This is a genomic window from Micromonospora sp. BQ11 (genome assembly GCF_052068135.1).
Classification (GTDB): domain Bacteria; phylum Actinomycetota; class Actinomycetes; order Mycobacteriales; family Micromonosporaceae; genus Micromonospora.
This window is the reverse complement of record NZ_JBQHDB010000001.1, coordinates 416078-439472: the sequence shown is the minus strand read 5'-3', so window position 1 is coordinate 439472 and position 23395 is coordinate 416078. Positions and strand designations below refer to the sequence as shown.

25 protein-coding genes, 1 tRNA gene and 1 other RNA gene are annotated in these 23395 nt (G+C 69.3%); 15 read left to right on the top strand and 12 right to left on the bottom strand.

Features of this window, described 5'->3' with window-relative positions:
• Nucleotides 1-39 precede the first annotated feature (39 nt).
• A complete protein-coding gene (locus ACTMSW_RS02160) occupies nucleotides 40-285 on the top strand; it encodes a hypothetical protein (protein ID WP_441178703.1) in 246 nt (81 codons plus the stop codon).
• A gap of 118 nt (nucleotides 286-403) precedes the next feature.
• Here ACTMSW_RS02160 and ACTMSW_RS02155 read toward each other — a convergent pair whose 3' ends face one another.
• Complete coding sequence (locus tag ACTMSW_RS02155) at nucleotides 404-1048, bottom strand: hypothetical protein (RefSeq protein WP_441178702.1); 645 nt, start codon at nucleotides 1046-1048, stop codon at nucleotides 404-406.
• 6 nt (nucleotides 1049-1054) lie between these two features.
• Nucleotides 1055-1399: a hypothetical protein gene (locus ACTMSW_RS02150; RefSeq protein ID WP_441178701.1), complete on the bottom strand. Its 345-nt coding sequence runs from the start codon at nucleotides 1397-1399 to the stop codon at nucleotides 1055-1057.
• Between ACTMSW_RS02150 and ACTMSW_RS02145 the strand changes: the two genes are divergently transcribed.
• From ACTMSW_RS02145 to ACTMSW_RS02115, 7 genes are all read left to right on the top strand, one after another.
• Nucleotides 1373-1669, top strand: coding sequence for a hypothetical protein (locus tag ACTMSW_RS02145; protein WP_441178700.1), 297 nt, complete (start codon nucleotides 1373-1375; stop codon nucleotides 1667-1669). The genes ACTMSW_RS02150 and ACTMSW_RS02145 overlap by 27 nt on opposite strands.
• A gap of 23 nt (nucleotides 1670-1692) precedes the next feature.
• Entirely contained in the window at nucleotides 1693-2619 is a 927-nt protein-coding gene (locus ACTMSW_RS02140) for an MAB_1171c family putative transporter (RefSeq protein WP_441178699.1), read from the top strand.
• A 47-nt stretch (nucleotides 2620-2666) separates the two neighbouring features.
• Nucleotides 2667-2840 (top strand): hypothetical protein, encoded by a 174-nt coding sequence (locus tag ACTMSW_RS02135; protein WP_441178698.1) that lies wholly within the window; start codon nucleotides 2667-2669, stop codon nucleotides 2838-2840.
• The gene (locus ACTMSW_RS02130; protein ID WP_441178697.1) at nucleotides 2837-4663 is read left to right on the top strand and encodes a type IV secretory system conjugative DNA transfer family protein; all 1827 of its coding nucleotides are present in this window, start codon (nucleotides 2837-2839) and stop codon (nucleotides 4661-4663) included. The genes ACTMSW_RS02135 and ACTMSW_RS02130 overlap by 4 nt, the downstream gene beginning before the upstream one ends.
• Before the next feature lie 117 nt (nucleotides 4664-4780).
• Nucleotides 4781-5881, top strand: a complete 1101-nt coding sequence (locus tag ACTMSW_RS02125) for a toprim domain-containing protein (RefSeq protein ID WP_441178696.1) — start codon at nucleotides 4781-4783, stop codon at nucleotides 5879-5881.
• A gap of 168 nt (nucleotides 5882-6049) precedes the next feature.
• A complete protein-coding gene (locus tag ACTMSW_RS02120; protein ID WP_441178695.1) occupies nucleotides 6050-8464 on the top strand; it encodes an N-6 DNA methylase in 2415 nt (804 codons plus the stop codon).
• Nucleotides 8461-8664, top strand: a complete 204-nt coding sequence (locus ACTMSW_RS02115) for a hypothetical protein (protein ID WP_441178694.1) — start codon at nucleotides 8461-8463, stop codon at nucleotides 8662-8664. The genes ACTMSW_RS02120 and ACTMSW_RS02115 overlap by 4 nt, the downstream gene beginning before the upstream one ends.
• Before the next feature lie 183 nt (nucleotides 8665-8847).
• Here ACTMSW_RS02115 and ACTMSW_RS02110 read toward each other — a convergent pair whose 3' ends face one another.
• Genes ACTMSW_RS02110 through ACTMSW_RS02095 form a run of 4 tightly spaced genes read right to left on the bottom strand, consistent with a single transcriptional unit; the run spans nucleotide 8848 to nucleotide 12359 of the window.
• On the bottom strand, nucleotides 8848-9357 hold the full coding sequence (locus tag ACTMSW_RS02110) for a DUF4913 domain-containing protein (RefSeq protein WP_441178693.1): 510 nt from the start codon (nucleotides 9355-9357) through the stop codon (nucleotides 8848-8850).
• The gene (locus tag ACTMSW_RS02105) at nucleotides 9354-10493 is read right to left on the bottom strand and encodes a hypothetical protein (protein WP_441178692.1); all 1140 of its coding nucleotides are present in this window, start codon (nucleotides 10491-10493) and stop codon (nucleotides 9354-9356) included. Before ACTMSW_RS02105 ends, ACTMSW_RS02110 begins: the two co-directional genes overlap by 4 nt.
• Nucleotides 10494-10512: 19 nt before the next feature.
• Nucleotides 10513-11952 (bottom strand): relaxase, encoded by a 1440-nt coding sequence (locus tag ACTMSW_RS02100; protein WP_441178691.1) that lies wholly within the window; start codon nucleotides 11950-11952, stop codon nucleotides 10513-10515.
• Nucleotides 11949-12359: a hypothetical protein gene (locus tag ACTMSW_RS02095; protein WP_441178690.1), complete on the bottom strand. Its 411-nt coding sequence runs from the start codon at nucleotides 12357-12359 to the stop codon at nucleotides 11949-11951. Before ACTMSW_RS02095 ends, ACTMSW_RS02100 begins: the two co-directional genes overlap by 4 nt.
• 758 nt (nucleotides 12360-13117) lie before the next feature.
• Between ACTMSW_RS02095 and ACTMSW_RS02090 the strand changes: the two genes are divergently transcribed.
• Complete coding sequence (locus ACTMSW_RS02090; protein ID WP_441178689.1) at nucleotides 13118-13384, top strand: hypothetical protein; 267 nt, start codon at nucleotides 13118-13120, stop codon at nucleotides 13382-13384.
• A gap of 239 nt (nucleotides 13385-13623) precedes the next feature.
• On the opposite strand, the gene ACTMSW_RS02085 is transcribed toward ACTMSW_RS02090, so the two are convergent.
• Entirely contained in the window at nucleotides 13624-13998 is a 375-nt protein-coding gene (locus ACTMSW_RS02085; protein ID WP_441178688.1) for a hypothetical protein, read from the bottom strand.
• A 239-nt stretch (nucleotides 13999-14237) separates the two neighbouring features.
• Here ACTMSW_RS02085 and ACTMSW_RS02080 point away from each other — a divergent pair, with 239 nt between their 5' ends.
• Both ACTMSW_RS02080 and ACTMSW_RS02075 read left to right on the top strand, forming a co-directional pair.
• A complete protein-coding gene (locus ACTMSW_RS02080) occupies nucleotides 14238-14894 on the top strand; it encodes a hypothetical protein (protein ID WP_441178687.1) in 657 nt (218 codons plus the stop codon).
• Nucleotides 14895-15042: 148 nt separating this feature from the next.
• Entirely contained in the window at nucleotides 15043-15468 is a 426-nt protein-coding gene (locus tag ACTMSW_RS02075; RefSeq protein ID WP_441178686.1) for a hypothetical protein, read from the top strand.
• Nucleotides 15469-15930: 462 nt separating this feature from the next.
• Here the strand turns inward: ACTMSW_RS02075 and ACTMSW_RS02070 are convergent, their stop codons facing one another.
• The gene (locus tag ACTMSW_RS02070) at nucleotides 15931-16344 is read right to left on the bottom strand and encodes a DUF6924 domain-containing protein (protein WP_441178685.1); all 414 of its coding nucleotides are present in this window, start codon (nucleotides 16342-16344) and stop codon (nucleotides 15931-15933) included.
• A gap of 203 nt (nucleotides 16345-16547) precedes the next feature.
• Here ACTMSW_RS02070 and ACTMSW_RS02065 point away from each other — a divergent pair, with 203 nt between their 5' ends.
• Both ACTMSW_RS02065 and ACTMSW_RS02060 read left to right on the top strand, forming a co-directional pair.
• Complete coding sequence (locus ACTMSW_RS02065) at nucleotides 16548-16799, top strand: helix-turn-helix domain-containing protein (protein WP_441178684.1); 252 nt, start codon at nucleotides 16548-16550, stop codon at nucleotides 16797-16799.
• A gap of 420 nt (nucleotides 16800-17219) precedes the next feature.
• Nucleotides 17220-18500 carry a site-specific integrase gene (locus ACTMSW_RS02060; RefSeq protein ID WP_441178683.1) on the top strand — a complete coding sequence of 427 codons (1281 nt, stop codon included), beginning with the start codon at nucleotides 17220-17222 and terminating at the stop codon, nucleotides 18498-18500.
• 36 nt (nucleotides 18501-18536) lie between these two features.
• On the opposite strand, the gene ACTMSW_RS02055 is transcribed toward ACTMSW_RS02060, so the two are convergent.
• Together ACTMSW_RS02055 and ACTMSW_RS02050 are read right to left on the bottom strand one after the other, a co-directional pair.
• Nucleotides 18537-18609: transfer RNA gene (locus tag ACTMSW_RS02055), tRNA-Ala, on the bottom strand.
• 88 nt (nucleotides 18610-18697) lie between these two features.
• Nucleotides 18698-19288: a YqgE/AlgH family protein gene (locus ACTMSW_RS02050; RefSeq protein WP_441178682.1), complete on the bottom strand. Its 591-nt coding sequence runs from the start codon at nucleotides 19286-19288 to the stop codon at nucleotides 18698-18700.
• 149 nt (nucleotides 19289-19437) lie between these two features.
• On the opposite strand from ACTMSW_RS02050, the gene ACTMSW_RS02045 reads away from it, so the two are divergent.
• Nucleotides 19438-20241 (top strand): S-methyl-5'-thioadenosine phosphorylase, encoded by an 804-nt coding sequence (locus ACTMSW_RS02045; RefSeq protein WP_441178681.1) that lies wholly within the window; start codon nucleotides 19438-19440, stop codon nucleotides 20239-20241.
• A gap of 64 nt (nucleotides 20242-20305) precedes the next feature.
• On the top strand, nucleotides 20306-21901 hold the full coding sequence (mdlC, locus tag ACTMSW_RS02040; protein ID WP_441178680.1) for a benzoylformate decarboxylase: 1596 nt from the start codon (nucleotides 20306-20308) through the stop codon (nucleotides 21899-21901).
• A gap of 27 nt (nucleotides 21902-21928) precedes the next feature.
• Here mdlC and ACTMSW_RS02035 read toward each other — a convergent pair whose 3' ends face one another.
• Together ACTMSW_RS02035 and ssrA are read right to left on the bottom strand one after the other, a co-directional pair.
• Nucleotides 21929-22894 (bottom strand): hypothetical protein, encoded by a 966-nt coding sequence (locus tag ACTMSW_RS02035; protein ID WP_441178679.1) that lies wholly within the window; start codon nucleotides 22892-22894, stop codon nucleotides 21929-21931.
• A gap of 105 nt (nucleotides 22895-22999) precedes the next feature.
• Nucleotides 23000-23376, bottom strand: a transfer-messenger RNA (tmRNA) gene (gene ssrA, locus ACTMSW_RS02030).
• Between the last annotated feature and the right edge of the window lie 19 nt (nucleotides 23377-23395).

The following is a 23395-nucleotide window of genomic DNA, read 5'->3' as shown; positions in this document are numbered from 1 at the left end:
TCACCAGCGGCTGCGCACCGAAGGCTTCAGGAGCGGCTCATGACCGGCCAGCACCAGACGGTCCCGCGTCGGTTCGCCTTGGTGCGCTACCCCGACGGCGATGACAGCCAGGTGATCGTCGCCTGGGGTATCAAGCTGCCCGATGGCTCCGCCGTCTCGGCAAGCATTGACGACCAGACGGTCACCGTCTGCAGCAGAGCTGCGCACTGCGAACTCATCCACGGCGCCGAACTGGTCTGGATCGATGACGAAATTGGTGACTTCGAGAAGGAGAGATCCTCATGAAGGCTGCCGGCGTGGCCAGAAGCCAGTACGCGCAGACTTCCCAGGACAGCGAATTCCGTGCGACTGCGCTCTTGGTCCTAAACGTCCATCGGGACGATAACGGCTTCTGTCTCGGCTGCTACGTCACGCCGGCGGGGTCACTGCTGGGGGCGGGGATGCTGGCTTCGCTGAGGCCGAGGGCAGCGGCAGCGCTCTGGGCTCCGTCACGTGCCTTGTTGTATTCCCACGCGAACTGCCCTGGCATTCCGGTTTTCAGCTGGGTCAGCGCCCGCGCGATCTGGCCATCGACCTCGGTCGCCTCATTCACGATCTTCCGAATGACGTTGCTGTAGATCTCGGCGTTCTCCAGCTCACGCCGGTGGATCAGCTCAGCGTCGGGATCGTGCCAGTCCCCCGCCTCGATGATCCGGGGCGATACCCGGCCCGTGTCGTCCACCCGTAGGCCCAGAGCGGAGGCGGCGTCGACGGCAGCGTCGAGGCGGCGCTGCAGGTTGTCGAACTTCTCAGCTGCTTCCCGCAGCAAGCAGGCAGCGGTACGGGTTTGCATACTGGCGACTTCGAACTCGTCGTCCAGGTCGTTGACCCGCCTCAGTGCCTCCGTAGCTGCCGGTCCTTGCCAACCGGAGTTGCGCAGCGGTCCGCTCAAGTCCGCGCCGCATCGTTCTTCCAGCTTCGCGCACGCTCGGGAGAAATCCGTCCAAGCCTCGGCCGCGAACCTGACAGGACCCAGCCGAACGTCACGAAGGTCGGCGAAGGTGACCATCGCCCGTTACCGTCCGCGGATGTCGAAGCGCGCGGCGCTGGCTTCGTCGCTGGAGCGGTAGTCGCTGGCGCATTCGCGAAGACCGTCGCCCACCTTCGTGAGGTAGTCCGCCAACTTCGACAGATCTTCCGACCACGACCAGCGGAACTGCTCCAGCGCCGCCCGCGTTTGCCAGCCCCCGAGGGCTGCCACCGCGGCATCGAGCGGCGTCGCGGACGGCCGGTCCACCTGATCCCTCGGCACCTGCCCGCCCTTGCCCCACACGGCCTCTGGGTAGCCGGTGAGCTCGCCGACTACGTCTTCTACGACGCCAATGCCAGCAAGGTGCGGCAGAGCCTGATCATCGGCCACGAATACGGGCACATGATGTTCGACGATGTCGCGGTCCCGAACGACCTCGAGTGTCTCGCGGCCATGCTCATGCCGTCGGTGGATCCGTCCGTACCGGAGATCGCGCTGGCGCGACTCACTTACGACGAGCCGATCGAGCGCCGGGCGGAGGTCTTCGGGACGGTCGCCGTGCAACGCGCCGAGTCATGGTCCGCGATTCCGGCCTCCACGCCGGCTGATCCACGAGTCTCCGCGAGGCTGGTGGCGACGCTGGAAGGCAGGGCGGCCTGATGGTGAGCATCGCTCGCGGCGCCATGATCGCCGTGACGCTCATCTGCTGGGGTATGAGCCTCTACAAGCTGCGCGACCTGGCGGGTGACCGAGGCAACCGCCCTCTTCGCGCACTGTGCCTCGCCCTGATCGCGATCACCATCTCGATGACCCTCCAGCCGCTCATGCCGAAGGTCGACCAGCTCGTCGGGGTCCCGGACGTCGCCCGCCTGACGTCCAACTGCCTCTCACTGGTCTGCGCCACTGCGGCGCAGGCGTTCCTGCTCTACATGACCAGTGGCGACGTCAGCACCCGGCGGCGGGTGCGGCGGCGAACGGTCGCTCTGGCGCTCACCATCACTGTCATGATCGTGCTGTTCGTCGCCATCCCCTCGGAGGTCAGTCTCGCCGATCCCCGCGTCCGCAGCGGTGAGTACTACGGCGAGCCCTTCCACGCTCCGTTTCTCTTCGTGTACCTCGCATATCTCGGCTGGTCACTGACGCAGGTCGTGGTCTTGGCAAACCGGTACGCCGGCATCGCCCATCGCCCTCTGTTGCGCTTCGGCCTCAGGATGATCACCGTCGGCTCGCTGTGGGGGCTCGCGTACGTGGCCGCCAAGCTCATGGCCGTCGGCTTGGGCACGCGATCCGCGGACTGGGCTCTGATCACGGACGCGGTGGTGGTCCTGACGTTCAGCACGTCGATCCTGCTGGTCCTGCTCGGGTCCACGATCCCGTCCTGGGGTCCCCGCGTGGGCTGTGGCGGGCCCTGCGCGGCGCGTCCGGACTGGTCGAGCACGCCGACGCCCTCACCCGGCTCAACCGGCAGCGCGGCATGGCCAGCGTCATGGTCACCCACTCCCTCGCCGACCTCGACGCCCTACCCACACCCGAGGACCGCGCCAAGGCGCAAGGCTTCATCGAACGCTCCGCCATCAAGATCCTCGCCGGGCTGCCACCGCGCGAGCTGAACCGTGTCAACGACGTCATCAAGCTGTCCGGCCCGGAACGCGAGCTGGTGGCGTCCTGGGCCGCACCCGAGGCCTGGTTCGCCGGCTCCGTGCACCCTGGCAGGGGGAAGTACCTGATCAAGACCGGTGAACGCAACGGGCTGCCGGTGTCACTGAGCCTGGTCGGCGAGGAGTGGGAGCTCTACGACACCGACGCGGCCATCCGGCAGGTGCAGCCATGAACACCCGACCCGTCGAACCGCGCGGCACCGCGGGCGGCACACTCACCCCGTTCCTGCTTCTCGGCCTGGTGTGGGCGGTGATCGCCCTGATGTGGCTGTCCTGGCTGGCCGGACGCATCGCCGCCGCCGTGACCGGACGTCCCGCCACTGGCCCCGGCTTCGGTTCCGCGTACCTGCAACGCCTTCTGCGTACCGACTGGGCCGCGCTGTGGCCCGGGGTCTCCCCCACCCTCGTGGGTGCCGTCTACGCGGTGCTGCTCCTGATCCTGGTCGGCCTGGTCACCGTTGCTGCCATGTGGTGGCAGGGGCGCAAGCCCGACGCGGCGGATCCGCTGCCATCGCTGGCCGGCCCGGCCGAGGTACGGGCCATGACGCTGCCCGCGGTGACCGCCACAGCTCGCCGCCTGCGGCCCGGCCTGGCGGACGCGCCGGTCTCCGCCGAGTCGGCAGGGGTCATCCTCGGGGCGCACCGACGGCGGCGCGGCTCGGGGCCTCGGCTCTACTCCTCCTGGGAGGACGTCATCCTCGCGGTGATGGCACCCCGCGCCGGAAAGACGACCGCGCTGGCCGTGCAGTCGATCCTCAACGCGCCGGGAGCGGCCCTGGCCACCAGCAACAAGCCGGATCTGTGGGCAACGACGGCGGCCGCCCGGGCCGGGCGCGGCACCGTGTGGGTATTCGACCCGCAGTCCATCGCCCACGTGCCGCAAAGCTGGTGGTGGAACCCCCTCGCAGCCGTCGAGGACGTCGAGGACGCCCACCGGCTGGCCAACCACTTCGTCCAACAAGTACGCAACTCCCACAGCAGCGACGACTTCTGGATCCAGGGAGCGCTGGACCTGCTCACCTCCCTGATCCTCGCCGCCGCGATCGAGGGCCGCACACTGACCTTGGTCCAGGCGTGGCTGTCGGACTCCACCTCCCGCGAGCCGGCAACGATCCTCAAGAGGCACGGCTTCGGAGCCTCCGCCCGCGCCATGTCCGGCCGGCAAGCCGGCGCCCCCGAAACCCGCGAAGGGCTCTACGAGACCGCCCGCACCGCCGCCGCATGCCTGGCCAACCCGACCATCATGGCCTGGGTCACCCCACCGGACCGACCGCTGCCGGCACTGGACGTCGAGGCGTTCGTCGAGAGCACCGACACGCTCTACCTGCTGTCCAAGGACGGCGCCGGTGCAGCCGCACCACTCGTCGCAGGCCTCACCGACCAGGTGCTGCGCGCCGCCGTCACCGCCGCCGAGGCACACGGCGGCCGGCTCGACCCGCCGCTGGTCGCCTGCCTCGACGAAGCCGCGAACATCTGCAAAATCAGGGACCTGCCGGAGCTGTACAGCCACTTCGGCAGCCGAGGCATCATCCCGCTGACCATCCTCCAGTCCTACCGCCAAGGCACCAGAGTCTGGGGCGAGCAGGGCATGGACGCGCTGTGGTCGGCAGCCACGGTCAAGCTGGTCGGCGCGGGCATCGACGACGCCCGGTTCGCCGAGGACCTGTCCCGGCTCGTCGGCGAACAAGACGTCACCGTCGCCTCCCGTACGCGGGACGGACAGGGGCGCACGTCGTACCAGACCTCGGTGCGTCGGCAGCGGATCCTTGACCCGGCGCAGATCCGGGCGCTACCGAAGGGGTCGGCGCTGCTCTTCGCCACCGGCGTCAAGGTGGCCATGCTCAACCTGTTGCCCTGGTACGACGAGCCGACCGCCGAGCGGCTCAATGCAGCTGTTGCCGCCTCCACCGCCGAGATGACCCGCCAGGCCCAACGCACCCGCGCCGCACGTCGCGTTCGCATGGCGCAACGCTCCTGGCGAGGTCGGGCCGGCTGAAGCTAGCGTGGATATCGGAGGTAGCCCATGGGTGCACCTCGACTTACTCCCCCGGCACCCTCGACAAGCGGTATCGGGCTCGACCCTCAGCGGCTGATTGCGGCCGTCGAGGCCGCGGTGACGTACTACCGCGGCCAGCTCGCACATGCCGACGGCCCTCGCGCCTACCTCACCGAACGCGGTCTCGGTGTCGTGGTGCAGCGGGAGTGGCCGTGGCGGATCGGGTACGCCCCACCCGGCTGGAGTTCGCTGACGCATCACCTGCGCGCCGCGGGATTCACCGACGAAGAACTGATCGGTGCCGGCCTGTCGGCCCGCACCAGAGGGGATCCCGGCCGACTCATCGACGTGTTCCGGGACCGGATCGTGTTCCCGGTCCGCGACCCAGCTGGGCATGCGGTGGCGTTCCTGGGCCGCGCTGGCCCTGGCGCCGGGGACAATGTGCCGAAGTACATCAACAGCGCTGAGACTGCGATCTACGAGAAGGGGCGGCTGCTGTTCGGTGTCGCGGAGCAGCAGGATCGTCTTGACGCACGGTGGACGCCGGTCCTCGTTGAAGGGCCAGCCGATGTCCTGGCCGTATGGCTGTCCTACTCCCGGTCGGGCCGGGCCGGAGCGGTGGCCGTCGCACCGTGCGGCACCACGCTGACCGACCACCAGTCCGCGATCTTGCGGGAGCTGCCCGGCGCCGCAAACGGCATCGTGGCGGCATTCGACGCGGACCCGGCCGGCCGTGACGCAGTGAACCGGGCCTGGCAACTGCTCCGGCAGCCTCGGCCGCCGGGCCCGTTGCTAGTGACTGAGTTCGTTGCAGGCGCCGACCCGGCGGATCAGCTGCGGCGACCAAACGGAAGGGCTCAGCTGCGGACCGCGTTGCAGCGGCGGGCGCGACCGATGCTCGACGCGGTGGTCGACCACCGTCTCGCCCGGCTCGTCGAAAGGCACTCCCGGCTACTGGAGGACATCGACGGCAGGTGTGCCGCGGTGCGCGCCTTGGTGCCGTTGGTGTTTGAGGCGATGAGCACGGATGAGGCGGTCCGGGTCGGCCGGCGCATCGTCACTCACACGGGAGCTGGGGTCGACACCGTCGTGATCGCCGCACTCGTGCACCTCGAGGACGCGTTACACGACCTCCGCCCGCATGTCGAGGTCGCTGCGATGGCACGCGCGCGTCTGGCTCGCCCACACCCTAATCAGGTTCCTGGGGTTAACAACTAGGATCGTCACGACCGCCTCGATGCGCAGCTTGGATCTGTCCAATCTGAGAGAACTAGCAGCTCAGAGCGAGTAGTCGGCATTGCCGATGCGGTGGCATCCGCACTTCCTAGGGGCTTCTCCCGACCTGCGCATCAGAGTGCGCGCTGGACAGAGGGTCGACATCTAGCCATGATGGACATCGAAACCAACGTCCTACCGGGGGTGGCGATGATTGACGAGGCTGGTTCCGATGACCGGCTTGTGACCCGATCCGAGATCGCCGAGCTGGCGGGGGTCAGCCGGGAGAACGTCACCAACTGGGCGCGGAGACACAGCGACTTCCCGAAGCCCGTCCGATCAGGCGATGCGGAGTATTTCCGACTTGCGGAGGTCATGAGCTGGTGGGAGAGGCGCACGATTCCGGACCGATCCCTACGAGAGGGTGAGAGCGCTGGTATCACCTACGCCGACCGTGTCCGCCGGACCGGTACCGCGAAAGGCCAATCCACCCGGGAGAACCCGCCCGCCACGCAGACTCCGAATCGGGACGAGCATGAGCGGCTACTGGTCGACGGGCTCCTCAGCACGGTGGAGGGACGCATTCCCGGCACCGGCAACTCGGCTGGGTACTTGCATCTGCTGACTTCGCTCGCGTTCCTCCGCGCCAGCGCGCCCGAGGATTGGGAGCACCTACGCCGCCTGTCGCGGCAGTCGGGAGGGCCGAACGAGGGCCGGACGCTGCTGGTGCAGCTCGGAGTGATGGCTGATCGACGGCTCCGTGAACGTGGCCTGCTGCCCGGGGTGCGATTCGGGCTCGGCGGGCTGCAGCCAAGCTCGCCCGACGACCTCAGTCCCGTAATCCAGGCCAGTGCCCAGCTCGGGCCCGCCGCCTTCCGGGCGCTGATGGACCGTTACGCGGCACGGGCCCGGCTCGGTCCTGAAACCTCCTTTACCCCCAACTGCGTCGCCCGGCTCATGGCCAACCTGCTACTGGCTGGCAGGACCTCCGGCGGACGCGTCCTCGACCCGTACGCCCGCGGCGGTGAGCTGCTCGCCGCAATGGCCGACCGATACCAGGCCGACGCTCATCTGGAGGTCTACGGGCAGAGCGCGGACCAGGACTCGTTGCGGCTGGCCGGCATGAACCTAGCCGTGCGCGGCTTGCAGGCGCGCCTTCAACACTGCACCCCCGCATCCTGGGTAACTGTGGCCTGGCCGCGGCAGAAAGTGGATTTGATTCTCACCAACCCGCCCTTCAACACCGGCCTGTTGAGCAAGCAGCGTCGTGGGGAGGACTGGCCATTCGGCCCGCCGCCGGAGGGTAACGACAACTTCGCATGGATACAGCACATCCTCGCATCGCTTGACTCCGGCGGGCGGGCAGTAGTGGTGATGCCCAACACCGCGGGGACGTCGGCCAATGCCCGGGAACGCGCTATCCGGAAGGTCCTGATCGACAAGGGCGCGGTGGAGTGCGTCATCGCCCTGCCGCGGCAACTGTTCCCCACCACCGCGATCCCCGTCTCGGTGTGGCTGCTGACGGCCCCCGCTGAGCCCCGCGATCAGGTGCTCTTCATCAATGCCCAGAAACTGGGGACAGCCAGCAAGGGGCAGCGCACCCTCTCGTCCATCGACCAGGACACCATTCTCGCCGCCTATCGGTCGTTCCTCAACGATCGTGAGCAGGGCCGTCATCATCTGGGCACCGAGCAGATCAGCCTCGCCGTCGACACCAACAGGCTCCACGGGCCGACCTACTCGCTGAACCCACTGGAACATCGGATGGCCAGCGCGCGGACCAGGTCGCCCGGCGCCACCATGACGCACGCGCGGGACGCACTCCGGGACCTGTCTCGCCAGCAGGCTCAAGCGAGCGCCGCCGAGGCCGATACGCGACCCCTGCTCGACCTGCTCTCTGAGACCGGCCTGGACGAGGACCGCCTTCCGGACGGATGGCGTCGCGTACACCTTCGGGACATCTGCGATATACACGCCGGGCCCTCCCACTCCCGATTGGGCACCCCGAAGGTGCAGGCGGGGACATCCGTGGTGCTACCGAAGCATCTCCGCCACGGCCGCATCGACGCCACTGGGGAGGAGAGGATCCCGCCGCAGGCCGCGGACAGACTCCAGAAGGACTTCCGCCTGCAAGCAGGTGACATTGTCTCCGTACGATCCGGATCCACCGGGCCGTCCGCGTTGGTGAGCCACGAACAGAACGGCTGGTTGTTCAGCACCAACCTGCTTCGACTACGGCGGACGCAGCCGGACGACGTCGACCCCCGCTACCTCCTGAGTTACCTCAACCTGCCGCGCGTACAGGAGTGGATAAGAGGCCGATCGGCGGCCACCGCTATTGCCTCGATCAGCGTCGAGGACTTCGGGTTGCTGGAGGTCATTCTGCCGCCCTTGCCGCGGCAGGAACGCGTCGGCGCGGCCCTGAGCGCGCTCGACGAACAGATTCTCGCCGCCCAACGAGTCGTTTCGGCTACCGCCCTGGCTCGCACCCTGCTGTCGGAGCAGCTCATGGACATCGCTGCAGAACTTTCCCCGCTATCGACGGTTACCACCGCTGGTCAACCGCAGAAAGGACAACCCGCGTGAGCAGCCCGACCGTTCACACCGTATCGATTCTCTGGCTGCTCGTGGCCGGACTCTCGTCCCTGGTGGTCGCGCTCATCGCCGGCATCCTCAAGTCGAGCGTCGGTGCGCGGTTGGCCGAAGCCGTGCTCTACGGCGGGACGGCGTTCGCCGCGTCGATGGGGGTCGCACTGCCCATCCTCGTCGCGCTGAATCTGATGTAACTCTGAGGCAGAATCGTCTGGTTCCGACACCGTCACCGCTGTCGTGGCATGAGCTCATGGGCACCCTCGACGGCGGTGTCACTCGGCGTCGGATTCGGCATGCCAGACAGGAATGGGTCCAGCGGCCGGACAGCTGGGTAACAGCGGTCCGGCCGCCGGCTTGTACCTCGGGTCCTCGCCTCGTCAGGCCCACCAGTTCCACCAGTCTTCTGGCGCGGGCTCGGTCGGCATCTCTGGTAGTGAGCGGTGCCGCTTCCCGCCGACGTCACTGCTAGCAGCACAATCGCGGAATGGTCCGTCGTCGCCGTACAGGGTGGGCAGCTGGTGGTCGAGCTCTCGCAGCCAGGGCAGCATCCCGGTCATCTCTAGCCGGGCCTGCTCCCAGCCGTACCAGAGGGCGGTCAGCCGGGTGACCGCTTCGTCGTGGCGCCACCATTGCTCGCACCAGTGCCACCGGGTCATGCCGACTTCGCCGACCGGGCGAGGGAAGGTCGGCAGCAGGTACGTGGTCACCCACTCCTCGACCGTCGAGTACAGCGGCGGCTGATCCTCTCCATCACCAGCGTGGACGCGTTCGGCATGGGCCTGCTGGAGGTCGACGACCTGTGCCGTCAGTCTCGCCACCTCCGCAGCGAGCTCATCGAGTCGGGTAGCCGCGTCGTTGCGGGCCTGCGGGGACGTGGTGGCGGTCATCGCGATCGTCCGCGCATCGGCACTGCGGTCGCTGCCGCAGGTTGCTTGGCGGCAAGCGCCGCGTCGACCTGGGCTACGCGAAGCTTCGGGAAGGCCTGCACCCACGCGGGCGTCGCGAGCTTGTCAGCGTGGTGGACGGCGGCCGCGGTGGCGTCGGTGTAATCAGCACCATCGTCGTGCACCACGCTCGCCACCTGCCCGACCGTGTGCTCGTCGGCCACGGTGCGAGGATCGTCCAGCGTCCCGCCCTCCCGGACTCCCTCACCTCGCTCAGCAGCAGCCAGGCCTTGCAGATTACGGGCCAAGACCTCCTCCACGTGACTCTGTGCGAATCGGATTCCTTCGACCGAGCGTCCGCCAGCGTCGCCGGCCTGGATCGCCTGGTTCATCTCCGCCGCGAGGTCACGAAGGAGCTGCACGGGTTCGCCCGCGGGGAGTTTGCCGGTGGCACGCCACTGGCGCTGTAGCTCGTCGAGAGCTTCGGGCCGTACGTGCTCGGCCAGTTTCACAGCCTCCTGGCGGACAGCGGCGTCGAAGTCGTCGACCAGCGCACGGCCACCCGGTGGCAGCGCGGCTGGCCCGTCCTGGCTAATCCCCGCCCGGTCGGGTGTGCCGCCGTGAGCGCGAGCGCCGTGGTGGCGGTGGCCGGCCCGGGCATCGCGCTCCCACACCTCCCGGGCGGCGGCACGCATGGCCTCAGGGATCGGCGTGCCGGCCTCTCTATGGCGCTCGTAGGCGGCCATCAGGTCCGGGCGGAACTGACGAAGTCGTTGCTCGGCGAACTCTGCTGCCCGCCGGGCTACTGGGTCGCTGCTGGCGTAGACCGTCGCGGTTCGCCAGGTGGCGGCGGCCTCGGCGAAGGTGGCCTTGTTGACGAGCCAGTCACCGTCCAGCGACGCTGCCATCCGTTCGCGGTCGCCGCGTACCTCGGCTGCCAGCCGGTCGGCTTCCCGTCGAGCCGCCGCGGCCGCCTGATCACCTTGGGCTTGGCGTTCCCGTTCGGCGGCCCTGTTCTGGATACCGACGGCGGCCCAGCGGGCACCGGCCTCGCCGACGGTCGCCATCGTCGCCAGCCCTTGCAGGAGCTGCTGACGAGTCTCGGCCATCGGGTCTTCGTGTTGCTGCGGGTGCGGCACGTGCACCTCCCTTGCCTGCTCAGCGGCCGCGCCCAGCACGCCGGCCGTCTCCCACTGTCGGTTCGGGTATCGGCGTGGGAGTTAGCGGTGCCGATACCGCCGGTTGCCGGCCGCCCGCTACCAGCCGCAGCGCGTCGGCTGCGGCTCGGGCCGCCTCGGCTTGGTGGAGACGCTGCTGGGCATGCTGCAGCTGCTCGAGAGCATCAGCCAAGCGGGCCAGGTTCATCACCAGCGCGAGCGCGGCGATCGCGTCGTCGTCGCCGGAGATGCGGCCCATGAGCGCTACCAGCCTCGACATGGCGCGCATCTCCTGCGAGCGGCTGGTGGACCGACGAACCCGCCCGTAAAGATCGCGGGCCGCCCGATCGAAGACCTCGGCGGCCCGGTGCAGCGGCCCGCGCCGGTTACCCTCCATTGCGTAGGCCAAGCTGGTGAGCAGGTCCGCTGCGGCGACCGCGGTGGCCTGCGCCCGTCCGGATTCGCTACGGGCGTCACGGCGGATGTCGTCTGCGGCCGCAGTGGCCACCGTGGCGGCCTGGCGCATCGCCTCGATGCGCTCGGCCCGGCCGACCGTCGGCGCTACCGGCAGCGGTGTCGAGTTGCCCCACCGCAGCCGCAGCTTCGGCAGGGTCATGTCGGGCGCCAACCGGCCCCCGCCGAAGTACACCGGATGTCCATCGGCGGTCCGGGCGCCGGGAAGGGCCACGGCGTACCCGGTGATCATCTTCGGGTCGTTGCTGCTGTGCCGAAGCCGGATCAGCACCCCTGCCTCGCGTAGCCGGGCGAAGAACTCCTCCTCCGAGCCAGCCGCGGCCACGGCCCTGCGTACGCGCCGGCGCAGCTCATCCCGGGGCGTCTGAGCGCGGCCAACGCGACGGGCCTTGCTGACCTCGACCGGATGGGGGCGGCGGTGGACGGTCCGGTCAGCCGGCGGCACCCGGCGGTGCAGGTTGTAGCGGCGAGCGACGTTGTAGGTGGCCTTGACGCAGCGCGGGTAGTCGTTTCGCATCCAGTTGGTTCGCCCGTCCTCGCGCACCAGCGTGGCGACGATGTGCACGTGGTCGTCGGCGTGCCGCATGGCAATCCACCGCAGGCCTGCATCGGTGGCGGTGGTGGCGACGCCGACCTCGGTGAGCATCTGCACCGCCATGCTCGCCCAGGTTGAGTCGCTGATGGTGCGGCGCCGGTCCTCGGGCGCGAGTCGCATGCTGGCGTGCCAGACGAACTTGTTCGGCGGCCGGTAGCCCGCGCGGACCGGTTGCTCCAGCAATGCAGTCAAAGCGCGAAGGTCCCGCCTGCCGCTGGCGGTGGCCTTGGGCTCCAGGTCCGTTAGAGGACCCGCGCCGTCCCAGGCCGCCACCAAGTGAGGGTTGGCGTGTTCCTCCGCCTTGCCCGGACCCCACAGGTAGCGCAACAGCCCGCCGACCCGCGACCCGCGCCGGTGCACCCGCGTGATCACCGCAGCCTCCGGTCAATCAGGGAGATCACCTCGTCGAGCCGGGCGACCGCGGCCACACACAGCCGGACGGACTCAGCGGTCCAATCGGGCAGCCGGCCGGTGGCGTTGAACGCCGCAGCTGCCTGATTGACGTTGTTGCCGAACATCGCCACGGCGCGGCGGGCGGCGAACAGCTCGTGTTGCAGGTCGCGCAGGTCATCGTTCACGCCACTGGGCGCCTGGCCGGCGGACGCGGCGGCGACGGCGGCCTTCGCCGCATAGCCCGTTGGAGTCAGCTGCGCAGCCGCGGCCGCCGAATCGATCGCGGCCTTCTCCTCATCGGAGAGCCGGAGCAAAACCGCGTGCGGGCGGGCCGGCCGATGGTGGGCACGGTGTCGCAGCTTGCGGGCGGGCTGATCGCTGTCCATCGCCGCCACAGTGCACGCTAAGCGTTGCCGGCGACGTGAGCATCCAGGGCTACCAGCACCGGCCGGGCTGTCGGCGTACGGATTCGAGTGCCCAACCGCGTGCGCCTGAACGCGGTCTGTCCGCCGTACCCGCCCAGGCCCCTCGGGTCAGGAAGACCTCGACGTGGACCAGCGAGGCGGGGCCTGCTGTCGTGGCCCGGGAAGTCCAAGCTGGCGCTTACCCGACGCGCCGGCGTCGATGCGGGTCCCGGCGAGCGCTGCGGTAGTGATTCGAGACCAAGCCGACCCGCACCGCAGCCGCGCAGCGGCGAGGAGCGGAAGCGGCGCGGTAGAAGGGGTAGTCCAGCTGCCTTCACGGCGCGTCAGGTTGAGGCTGGGTGGGTAGGAGGCTGGCACCGTTCGTGCGGACCAACCTGCTCACGTGCACCCGTACGCCGACACGGGCCGGCGCGGCGGGCACGGCCTCGCCTCCATTGCCGATCTGCGACCGCGCCCGGTCGCAGATCGATAAGCAATGGCCATATCTTGCTCCAACCGGTGCTACTGCGTCGGACGCCATATCCCGGTCGCCTGTTGTCCTGTCCACGCGAACCCTTCGGTGTCCGGACCTACCTTCCGGGAGTCACTCCGGTGTCCGGACCAACTCTTCCGGGCAAACCGATCAGCTCGCCGACCGCACGGCAATGCTCGGTCGTGCCTTGCGCGGATGCCGCCGTACGAATCGAGACCGCTGTTCGCCTGGGCCGTACCCTGCCCATGTGACGACGTTCAACGCGACCGCCTACAACAACAGCCACCCCGACCCGGCGTACCACCTCGACAATGTGCCCAGCAGGTGGGCTCACCGCATCAATCTCGAGCATCCGAACGGCGCGCAGACGGTGTTGATTTACGAGGAGAAGCCGTCCAACGAAGAGCTGCGTGAACTGATGCGCCACCTACAATCTAATGCGGGCAAAGAGGGCGGAACAGTCACGGTCGTTAGAGCCGACGGCAGCCGCACCGAGGCTCCGCCTCTCCGCTGACGGCAGCGTCATCCTGCGATAGCCGGCTTCGCCTCGACTGCCTCATCCGCACGGCGTCAGACCCGTGCTCATCACAGCGCTGCGCCTGCTCCGCAACAGACTTAAACGAACGCCGCCGCGGCCAGGCCTACCCTTCGGACCGCTGGTCCGCAGCCTCCGGCTGAGCAGGAGACCCGGTGCTGTGGCGATGGGGACCGCACGCACACGTCGCGCGGTCCCCATCCAAACCAACGGCGCGGTCAGGCGCCGGGGCGGGCGGCCGGCACCACCTTCTCGGCTGGTGGCCACTCATTGTCGTAGACCGACCAGAAATTCTGATCCGGACCGTCCTGCTCGTTGACCGGGATCGCCTCGATGACGACGAAGCGGCTGTCGAAGTCCTTCGTCGCTTCGAGAATGGCCAGCAGACCGGTGATCGCGCGGTCCACGTACGCGGTCAGGCAAGTGCCGACGACCGCGTTCTCCGCGCCCGCGGTCACGCGGATCGCCCGCAACTCCTCGCCGCCGAGGGCCGGACCAGCGCTGAACGACGTAATGGTATCGGCGCGTACCGCCCCGACCGGCTGCTGCTGGGACTCGTCCCGACGCAACCAAACATGGTGTATTTCAGTCATGCAGTGATCATCCACCGTGGGTACGACAAGAGACCCCGCTGCCAATTCTGGTCCAGATGCTTTCAAGTCGACTACGAGGCGGAGTCAACTTGACAAGCACTCGCATCAGATGAATACGCAACCCTGCCAGTTGGCGAGTCGTTGGTGCCCGGCGGTGCGAGGTACGGCCGGTGATCTCCGTACGTTCGTCGGGGTGGCGTTGCTGGCCGGCCACCGGTGAACGGACCAGGGTCAACGCCATGCGAGAAGTCCTCACGGTGCTTGTTGGTCCGCTCGTCGGTGGTGTGCTCACGCTGGCCGGTATCTGGTGGAATCAGCGAAGTAGCCGACGGCAGCAAGATCGGGCCGACCACGCCGCCGTGGACGACAAGATCGATATGGTGATCGGCGAGTTGATCGCTGCTGTCTTCGATCTTCGCGTGGTGATGGCGACGCAGCAGCCGCAGTGGAACTCGTGGCCGCCACGCCTGATGGCGCTCGGTCGCGCCTTCGTCGAGTACCAGGCCGGCCGACACAGCTCGGGCCTGGCGTACGGCGCGGCGATGGCCAGCCGTGTGGCGGAGGCCTTCCACGAACAGTCGAAGGTGGCGGCGGAGACGGTGCTCGGCGTCCCGGTCCAGCGACTCACGACGGCGGTCAGCCGGGCGGTGCTGCTACCTGATGAAGCCGTCACCGCCGCCGCGGCGGACCTCGGCGTCGTCGCGATGGAGGCGATGGGCGCGTACGCGGCGGACAGCCTGTACCGGCCGAAGGCCGCAGCCGCCCGCCGGCTGGCCGCCGACACCGCGCTCGAAGAGGCGGTCGGCGCCCTGACCCAGGCTGTACGGCAGCGCCGCGACCAGCCGCCGGCACCAAAGCGCCAGCGGTGGTGGCGGCGGCGCCGCCGATCCGCGTAGAAGTCGACCTTCGAATCTGCTCCGTCAGGTCGGCACCGGCGAGCCGGTTGAAGAGGCGTCAAACCCAGCGCGACGGAAGGCCTGCGACAGCAGACAGCGCGCTGCCATACGCTCGCACCTGAGGCGACAGATCGAGAATGGAGAAGGCATGGACGGAGAAACCTGGGGCGAGGCGAGCGTGACCTACCCCGACTGGAAGGGCACGGCGCAGCTAGACGAGCGCATGACGGTTCCGTGGGAGGGGCTGGCGCGGACGGTTGGCCTCGACGGTGACCAGTGGCAGGTGGTCGGGTTCAGCATCGGTGGCGGTGAGCATGGGTACGACCTACGGGTGGTCGCCACGCCCGTTGATGTGTGGGAGAAGGTCAAGTCCGATGATGATGCTGAGATTGAGGTAACGGAGTTCCTCGTTCACAATGTTGACCCGCTCGCGATCCTTCAGCAGATGACGCACGTGTTCGAGTTGAAGATGCGGCTCCGCGGGCTCGACGGTCGTCAGGTGCGGGTCCGGGCGTTGTCTGACCTTCCTTCAGAGTTGTTCGTAGATGAGATTTTCGGGCCGCAGGAAGGCTAGCGACCATCAGCAGTGGGGGCCTGTCACCCGGCGCCAGCGGCGATGCCAGCCACCAAGCGGACACAGGCCGGACGTAGCCGCCAGTGCGTCGGCGTGGATCTGGGCTCCCGTCTGGATACACACCCCATCGACGAGCCCGGCGCCGCGCGGCCGGTCGAGCCGGTGCCGCAACAGTCCTGATCGGGGCGCTGATCGCCGGCCAACTGGCCGGTCGTCAGCACCCAATGCGTGTCCAGCAGCACCAGCACGTCGCGACGGACCGCCGCCGTGGGCAGTCGCCCGCGACGATCGGCCGGCCGGTTCGGCTTGGCTCTGACGCCGAAGCGCGCCGCCGGCATCGAGAGACGCGTCGACTGGATGACGGTCCCGCAGCCTGAAGGACCTATCCGGTAGCGGCCCGGTCGGATTCTTCGGCAACGCCGCGGACATCATCTCGGAAGCCGCTGCCTGGTAGCCCGACGCCTACTTCGGGAAGCCTCGGAACACCCCGTCCGGGTCCGCCGCGTCCACGAACTCGAAAAAGTCCATGTTGGCGATCGAGAGGTTGTTCTCGACGCTCCACATCTCCGCCGGTACAACTCGGAACCAGCGACCCGGCTCGTGGAGCAGATCCAGCGCGACAAGCGGCGTTCCCGGATCGGTGATCGTGACGTTGTCAACGAGGAACAGGACGCTGCGGTAGGTCACCATCGGGAGCGCCGCCACCTGTTCAGGGGACAGATCAGCGAACGCTGAGTCGCTGACGAAGGACAGGCTCGCCGCGAATCCATCGACCGAGGGCGCGATACTCGCCGCACACACCGCGTCCCAGGCTCCCTCGTCGGAGAAATCGGTACGGAGCACCAGCGCGCAGGGCGTGTCCGGCAGGATCAACATCGATGCAGTCTTGCAGAGCAGCGGGATGGGCTCCTCCGAGCGGGGCCCCAGCGCTACCGGTGCTGCTGGTTGGCCGCTACCACTTCGGCGGTAGCGCGCCCGGAAATGGTCGGCCGGCATCGTCGTGTCAGGGCATGCCAATTGGTGCCTCGACAGCCGGTCGCCTCGGCGTCCACTCCCCTCACCCCGGAGGACTGGGCAAGATGATCACCAGCTCGCTGACCCACGAGGAACTGCTGCGACTCCCCGCGATTGTTGACCTGTCCACCGCTGCTCGCGCCCTGGGCGTCGGGCGGACGAAGGCCTACGAGCTCGCGAAGCAGGACGTGTTTCCGTGTCAGGTGCTTCGGATCGGGACGTCCTACCGCGTACGCACCGCAGACCTGCTGAGGCTGGTCGGCATCGACCGGCACGGCACCAGTCAGGAGGACTCATCCGACCGGACGGACGGTTGATCAGTCGGTCTGCCCTGACTCCTGCGGCACAGCCCATCCCGGGCGGTACCGCCCTGCCAAAACGTCATCCACCAGCAACGCGAGGATTCCTGACGCCGTGAGGTCAGGTCGAAGAGTCACCAAACTCTCCACTTCGGACCTGGTCAGCCTGATCTTGGCCTGCTGATCCCGCTTCTCTCGCTCAGGCAGGGGCGGCAGGTTCTCGGCGACAGGACGCCGTCGCGGCATACCTCGACTCCTCCAGCCAATGGGAACAGCGGCAACGCCTCACGAGCGTCCCACACTGCAGCCCACCCTCCACGCACCACCCTCCACGCACCACACCAAGTCGGCGTAAACGGCACCATTTTTAGGTACCATTTTTCGGTACCGCATCCCGTCGGACAGGGCACCAACGACCGAAGAGAGCAGGAAGGCAACGTGAGAAGGTCAGAGCCGATCAAGAAGATCACGTTACGCAACGGGCGGACGCGCTACCGGTTCGTCATTGACGTCGGCCGCAAGCCGGACGGCCGACGCGATCAGCGGACGTACACCTACGACACCCTCAAGGAGGCTCGCGACGAGCGGGCAAAGATCCTTGCGGAGCTGGCGAAGGGAACCTACGTCGCAGCCACGACGAAGACCTTGGCCGAGCACCTCAACGAGTGGCTCGCCGGCCGTCGCAAGCTGCAGAAGTCGACCCGGTCGAACTACGCCAACGCGCTGAAGCCGGTGATCGAGCAGCTGGGCCAGGTGCCCCTGCAGAAGATCACCAAGGCGCAGGTCGACGAGCTCGTCACCTGGATGCTCGAGTCGGGCCGGCGGGTCGGCGTCAGAGGGCGCCCGCTTGCTCCGGCGACCGTCACGCTCGCTCTGAGCGTCCTGGCGCAGTCGCTCGATGACGCCGTGAAGCAGGGCCTGGTGGTACGCAATGTGGCACGTCTGGTGGACCGCCCTGGGACCACGGCACAGAAGGAGATGTCGACCTGGACGGCCGAGGAGGCCAGCGCCTTCCTGGCCTACGTGGCGGAGGACCGGCTGTACGCGGCGTGGTGCCTGAGCCTCTACGGCCTACGCCGGGGCGAAGTGCTCGGGCTGCGCTGGCGGGACGTCGACCTGGAGGCCAGGACCCTCACGGTCCGAGTGACCCGGATCATCATCGACGGGGAAGTAGTAGAGAGCACGCCGAAGTCGGAGCGCTCGAGGCGCACCCTCCCCCTGGACGACACGCTCGTGGCCGCGCTACGGCGGCTGAAGGTCCGCCGAGCGCAGGAGATGTCCGCCGCCGGACGTGACTACCGGTCGACCTGCTCGACCTGCCGGGAGAGCCACGTCTTCGTCGACCCGGCCGGCGAGGAGGTGCACCCGGAGTCGTACTCCGACCGGTTCGATGTGCTTGTGGCCCGGGCCGGTCTCCCAAGGATTCGGCTGCACGACACCCGACACACCTGCGGGACGCTGATGCACCTCCGGGGTGTGCCTGCTGCGGTGATCTCTGCTTGGCTCGGGCACGCCAACGTCGCCTTCACGATGAAGACCTACGTGCACTCACAGGACGAAGCTCTGCGGGCCGCCGGCGGCCTCCTGACGGCGGCCTACGGAACGCCGGAACAGAAGCCGACAGGGAACGGCATCACGCATCAGGATGTGACACGCGAAGTAGATGTGAGAAACGGTGAGACGCCGGGCCGGGAAAAGAATCAACGGCCTGGTCGATGATCGCTCGACCAGGCCGTTGACCTGCTGCTCCAAGGGTGGAGCCGAGGGGACTCGAACCCCTGACCCCCACACTGCCAGTGTGGTGCGCTACCAGCTGCGCCACGGCCCCTTGCCTCGGCCCGGTCGCCCGGGCACGGGAAGAACTATACACACGCCGTTCGGCATGGTCATCTCGCGGGGTCCCCCGGCCCACGGGGTCAGTTCAGGGCCACGTCGGAGGGGAAATGAGCGACCGCCGCCATCATCCCGCCCTGCCGGCGCAGCACCATCGGCCACAGGTCGTCGGGCCGGTCGACGAAGGCGTCACCGGGCAGGGCGTCCAGCACGAACCAGGAACCGTCCTCGATCTCCTGCTCGACCTGGCCGGCGCCCCAGCCGGAGTAACCGGCGAACACCCGGATGGCCCCCAGGTTCTCCCGCAGCCGCTCCGGGTCGCCCGACAGGTCCAGCGTGCCAACGGCCCCGGAGACCTGGTGGAAGCCCCTGACGCGCTGCACCGGGTGCCGCATCCGGGCCAGGCAGATCGCCGAGTCCGGCTGCACCGGACCGCCCTCGAACAGGACCGCCGGGTGACGTGCGAGCTCGCTCCAGTCGCCCAGCACGTCCGCGACCGGGACCTCGGTGGCGCGGTTGAGGACCACGCCGAGAGCCCCGCCGGGCTCGTGCGCGACCAGCAGCACCACCGTACGGTCGAAGTTCGGGTCCTTCAGCGCCGGCGACGCGACCAGGAGTCGCCCTGTCATCGACTCCATCGCCCGCCCGCCGATCGCCCGCCCCTCTCCCTGCATGCCGGACACCGTCAGACCGGCCCCACCGGGACGCACCGGGGCGCCGGTGCCATCCGTGCTGTCAACGCCATGCCTGGCACCATAGCCTGCACCTGCGCCCGTGGCTAAGGTCTGACCGTCGGGTGATCGACAGGAACAGGGAGGACCACGTGAGTCCAACGGCGGAACTGGCGGTGATCGGGGGATCGGGCCTCTACGCCCTCCTCGACGGCGCCACCGAGCACGAGGTGGAGACGCCGTACGGGCCGCCCTCCGACGCCGTCACGATCGTCGACGTCGACGGTCGTCGGGTGGCGTTCCTGCCCCGGCACGGCCGCGACCACCGGTACCCGCCGCACCTGATCCCGTACCGGGCCAACCTGTGGGCGCTGCGGTCTCTCGGCGTACGCCAGGTGCTCGCCCCGTGCGCGGTCGGCGGCCTGCGCCCCGAGCTGGGTCCGGGAACGTTCGTGGTGCCCGACCAGCTCGTCGACCGCACCAGCGGCCGGGCGCAGACCTACTACGACCGGGGCGCGGTGCACGTGTCCTTCGCCGACCCGTACTGCCCGATCGGCCGCCGTACGCTGCTCGACGCGGCGGCCCGGCAGGACGTCGCGGCGGTCGACGGCGGCACGGTCGTGGTGGTGGAGGGCCCGCGCTTCTCCACCCGCGCCGAGTCGCGCTGGTTCGCCTCGATCGGCGGCACGGTGGTCAACATGACCGGGCACCCGGAGGCCGTGCTCGCCCGGGAGCTGGCCCTCTGCTACTCCTCCATCGCGCTGGTGACCGACCACGACGCCGGTGTGGCCGGTGGTGGCTCGGTGACCCAGGAGGAGGTGTTCCGGGTCTTCGGGGAGAACACCGACCGGCTGCGCGGCCTGCTGCTGGAGGCCGTGGCCGCCCTGCCGGCCGAACGCGACTGCGACTGCGGGCGCGCACTGGACGGGATCACACTGCCCTTCGCGCTGCCCTGAGCCCAACAGCGGGTGCGCGGAAACGCCGAGGGGGACGGCTGAGCGGCGATAACGTCTGAAGACGATGACCACCGTCCGCGACACCACGTACGACCTGCTGCGCGCCCTGGGCATGACCACCGTCTTCGGCAACCCCGGCTCCACCGAGGAACCGTTCCTCGCCGCCTTCCCCGAGGACTTCCACTATGTGCACGCGCTGCACGAGGCGTCGGCGGTGGGGATGGCCGACGGGTACGCACAGGTCACCGGTCGCCCCGCGCACGTGAACCTGCACACCGCGCCGGGCACCGGCAACGCCATGGGCAATCTCGTGACCGCCTGGCACAACCGGGCCCCGCTGGTCGTCACCGCAGGGCAGCAGACCCGGGAGATGCTGCTCGTCGAGCCCCGGCTGACCAGCCGCCGCGCGACGGAGCTGCCCCAGCCGTACGTGAAGTGGAGCCACGAGCCGGCTCGTGCGCAGGACGTCCCGGCGGCGATCATGCGGGCGTACGCCACCGCCGTGCAGCCGCCGGCCGGGCCGGTCTTCCTGTCGCTGCCGCTGGACGACTGGGCGCAGCCCGCCGACCCTCCCCCGCCGGTGCGGACGGTGTCCACCCGGATCGCCCCGGATCCGTACCGGCTGGGTGAGTTCGCCGCGGTGCTGGCGGCCAGCCGGTCACCGGTGCTGGTGCTGGGGGCGTCGGTGGACCGGGCCGGCGCCTGGCCGGCGGCGGTGGCCCTGGCCGAGCGGCTCGGCGCAGCGGTGTGGACCGCTCCCGCGCCGGAGCGGACGCCGTTCCCCGAGGACCATCCGCACTTCCAGGGCGTGCTGCCGTACGCGATCGCGCCGCTGGCCGAGAAGCTGCGCGGGCACGACACGGTGCTGGTGGTGGGCGCGCCGGTGTTCCGCTACTACCCGCACGTCCCCGGTGACCACCTGCCCGACGGGGTACGCCTGCTGCACGTCACCGACGACCCGGAGGAGGCGGCACGGGCGCCGGTGGGCAACAGCCTGCTCGGCGACGCCGGGCTCACCCTGGCGGACCTGCTCGACCTGATCCCGGGCGCGAACCGTCCACCGCCACCGGCGCGGCCCGCTCCCGCACCGCCGGAGGACGGCTCACCGCTCAGTGCGGACGCGCTCTTCGCCGCGCTGGCCCGGCACTGGCCGCCCGACGGGGTCCTGGTGCAGGAGTCACCGTCGAACCTGTCGGCGCTGCGCCGGCGGCTGCCGATCACCCGGCCCGGCTCGTACTTCACCATGGCCAGCGGCGGCCTCGGCTACGGCCTGCCGGCGGCGGTCGGCATCGCGCTCGCGCAGCGGGACACCGGTCGGCACCGGCCGGTGGTCGCGCTGATCGGCGACGGCTCGTTCCACTACTCCGTCCAGGCGCTGTGGACGGCGGCACGGCTGCGTCTGCCGCTGGTCGTGGTGGTCCCGGTCAACCAGCAGTACGCGATCCTCAAGTCGTTCGCCGAGTTCAAGGAGACTCCCGGGGTGCCCGGCCTGGACCTGCCCGGCATGGACCTCACGGCGCTCGCCCGTGGCTACGGCTGCGCCGCCGAGGTGGTCGAGACGCCCGACCAGTTCGGCGCGGCCCTGGCGACGGGCCTGCGGGCGGACCGGCCGACGGTGCTGCCGGTGCCGATCCGTACCGACATCCCGGACCTGCTCTGACGGCACCGGCACCGCCGGTCCGGCCCGTCAGGAAGCACCGAGCAGCAGCGGCCGGCCGGTGAGCGCGTCGAGCACGGGACGGCCCCCCAGGGGCGCGTCCAGCGTGGCCGTGACCGGTACCAGCCGGAGCGACTCCCGGCAGATCCCGGTGGACCGCACGACTCCGCCGCCGACGACCACGACACGCTCGTCCTCCCGCACCAGCGGGGTGATCCCGGTGTCGCACTCGCCGACACCGATCTGCCAGGTCAGCTTTGCGTCGTCCACCGCCAGGAGGCCGTTGGCTCCGACCAGCTCCGGCGGCACGGATTCGGCCGGCGCCGTCGGCTCCGGGACCGCGGTGACCGCCTCGGGTGCCACGGCGACGCGGGCCACCGGCGCCGTCAACTCCTCGACGGTGAAGAGCCAGGCCGGTACGTCCGCCTGCCCACGGCTGGTCCGCAGCGACACGGTGCCCAGCTTCACGGCCGTCACCGTCAGCGGGACGCAGGCGGTCTCCGGAGAGTTCACCGCGTCGTCCGGGCCGCCGGTCGCCCCGGCCGGCGGGGTGTTCGGTGCCTTCGGTCGTCCGTCGCACGGTGGCGGGTCGCCCTGGTCGAGTTGCCGGTACGCCTCCGCAGCGCTGACCAGCGGGACGGTCAACGTGCCGTCCGGGAAGCGGACGGTGCCGTTCGCCGGCACCGTGGCGGGCAGCGCGATCTGGTCCCGGTACCAACCGGCGCCGAAGGCCGTCTTCGTGTCTTCGGAGAAGCCGGGGTCGCCGACCAGCATGGTGTCCACCTGCAACGGCACGTAGCCCGTGCGCCACGCCGGCACCGGTCGCCACGCCCCGGCGACCTCGGCGGCCCGCTTCTCGAACGCCGGCCAGCGGACCGGCGCACCGGAGGCGGCCGGTTCGGTACCGACGGGCGGCGCGACCGGATCGGAGCCGGCGGGCGCACATCCGGCGGCCACCACCAGGGACAGGCTCAGCAGCACTCCCGCTCTACGCATGTCCCTCAGACGGCCCAGCCACCCCACCGGTTCCCGCCGGCCCCGATCGGGGGTGGACATGACTGTGCGCCCCGGTCCAGATGGACCGGGGCGCACAGTTCGAGGTGGTGGAGGTGCCGGGAATCGAACCCGGGTCCTTCGCCGGTTTGTCAGGGCTTCTCCGAGCGCAGCTCGCTGTGCCTCTACTCGGCCCCACCAATCACGCGAGCGAGTTGGTGTGACGGGCCCAGTCGCTGATTGATCTCGCCGCACGGACCCCGCGACCGGGTCCGATTGGCCAGCCTTCTAGCTGATGCCGGCTGACTGGGACGAAGGCGTTCCCAGGCCGACAGACTCAGCTACTCGCCTCAGGCGGCGAGAGCGAAGTCAGCGCGATTGTTCTTGGCGCTTATTGGTTTCCGACGACCGATTCACGAGACGACGTCGGCTTCCTCGGCTCGCTTCCCCTGCCGCAACGTACGAAGTCGAAACCAGTCACCCCCTCGACGTGGCCACCCGGTG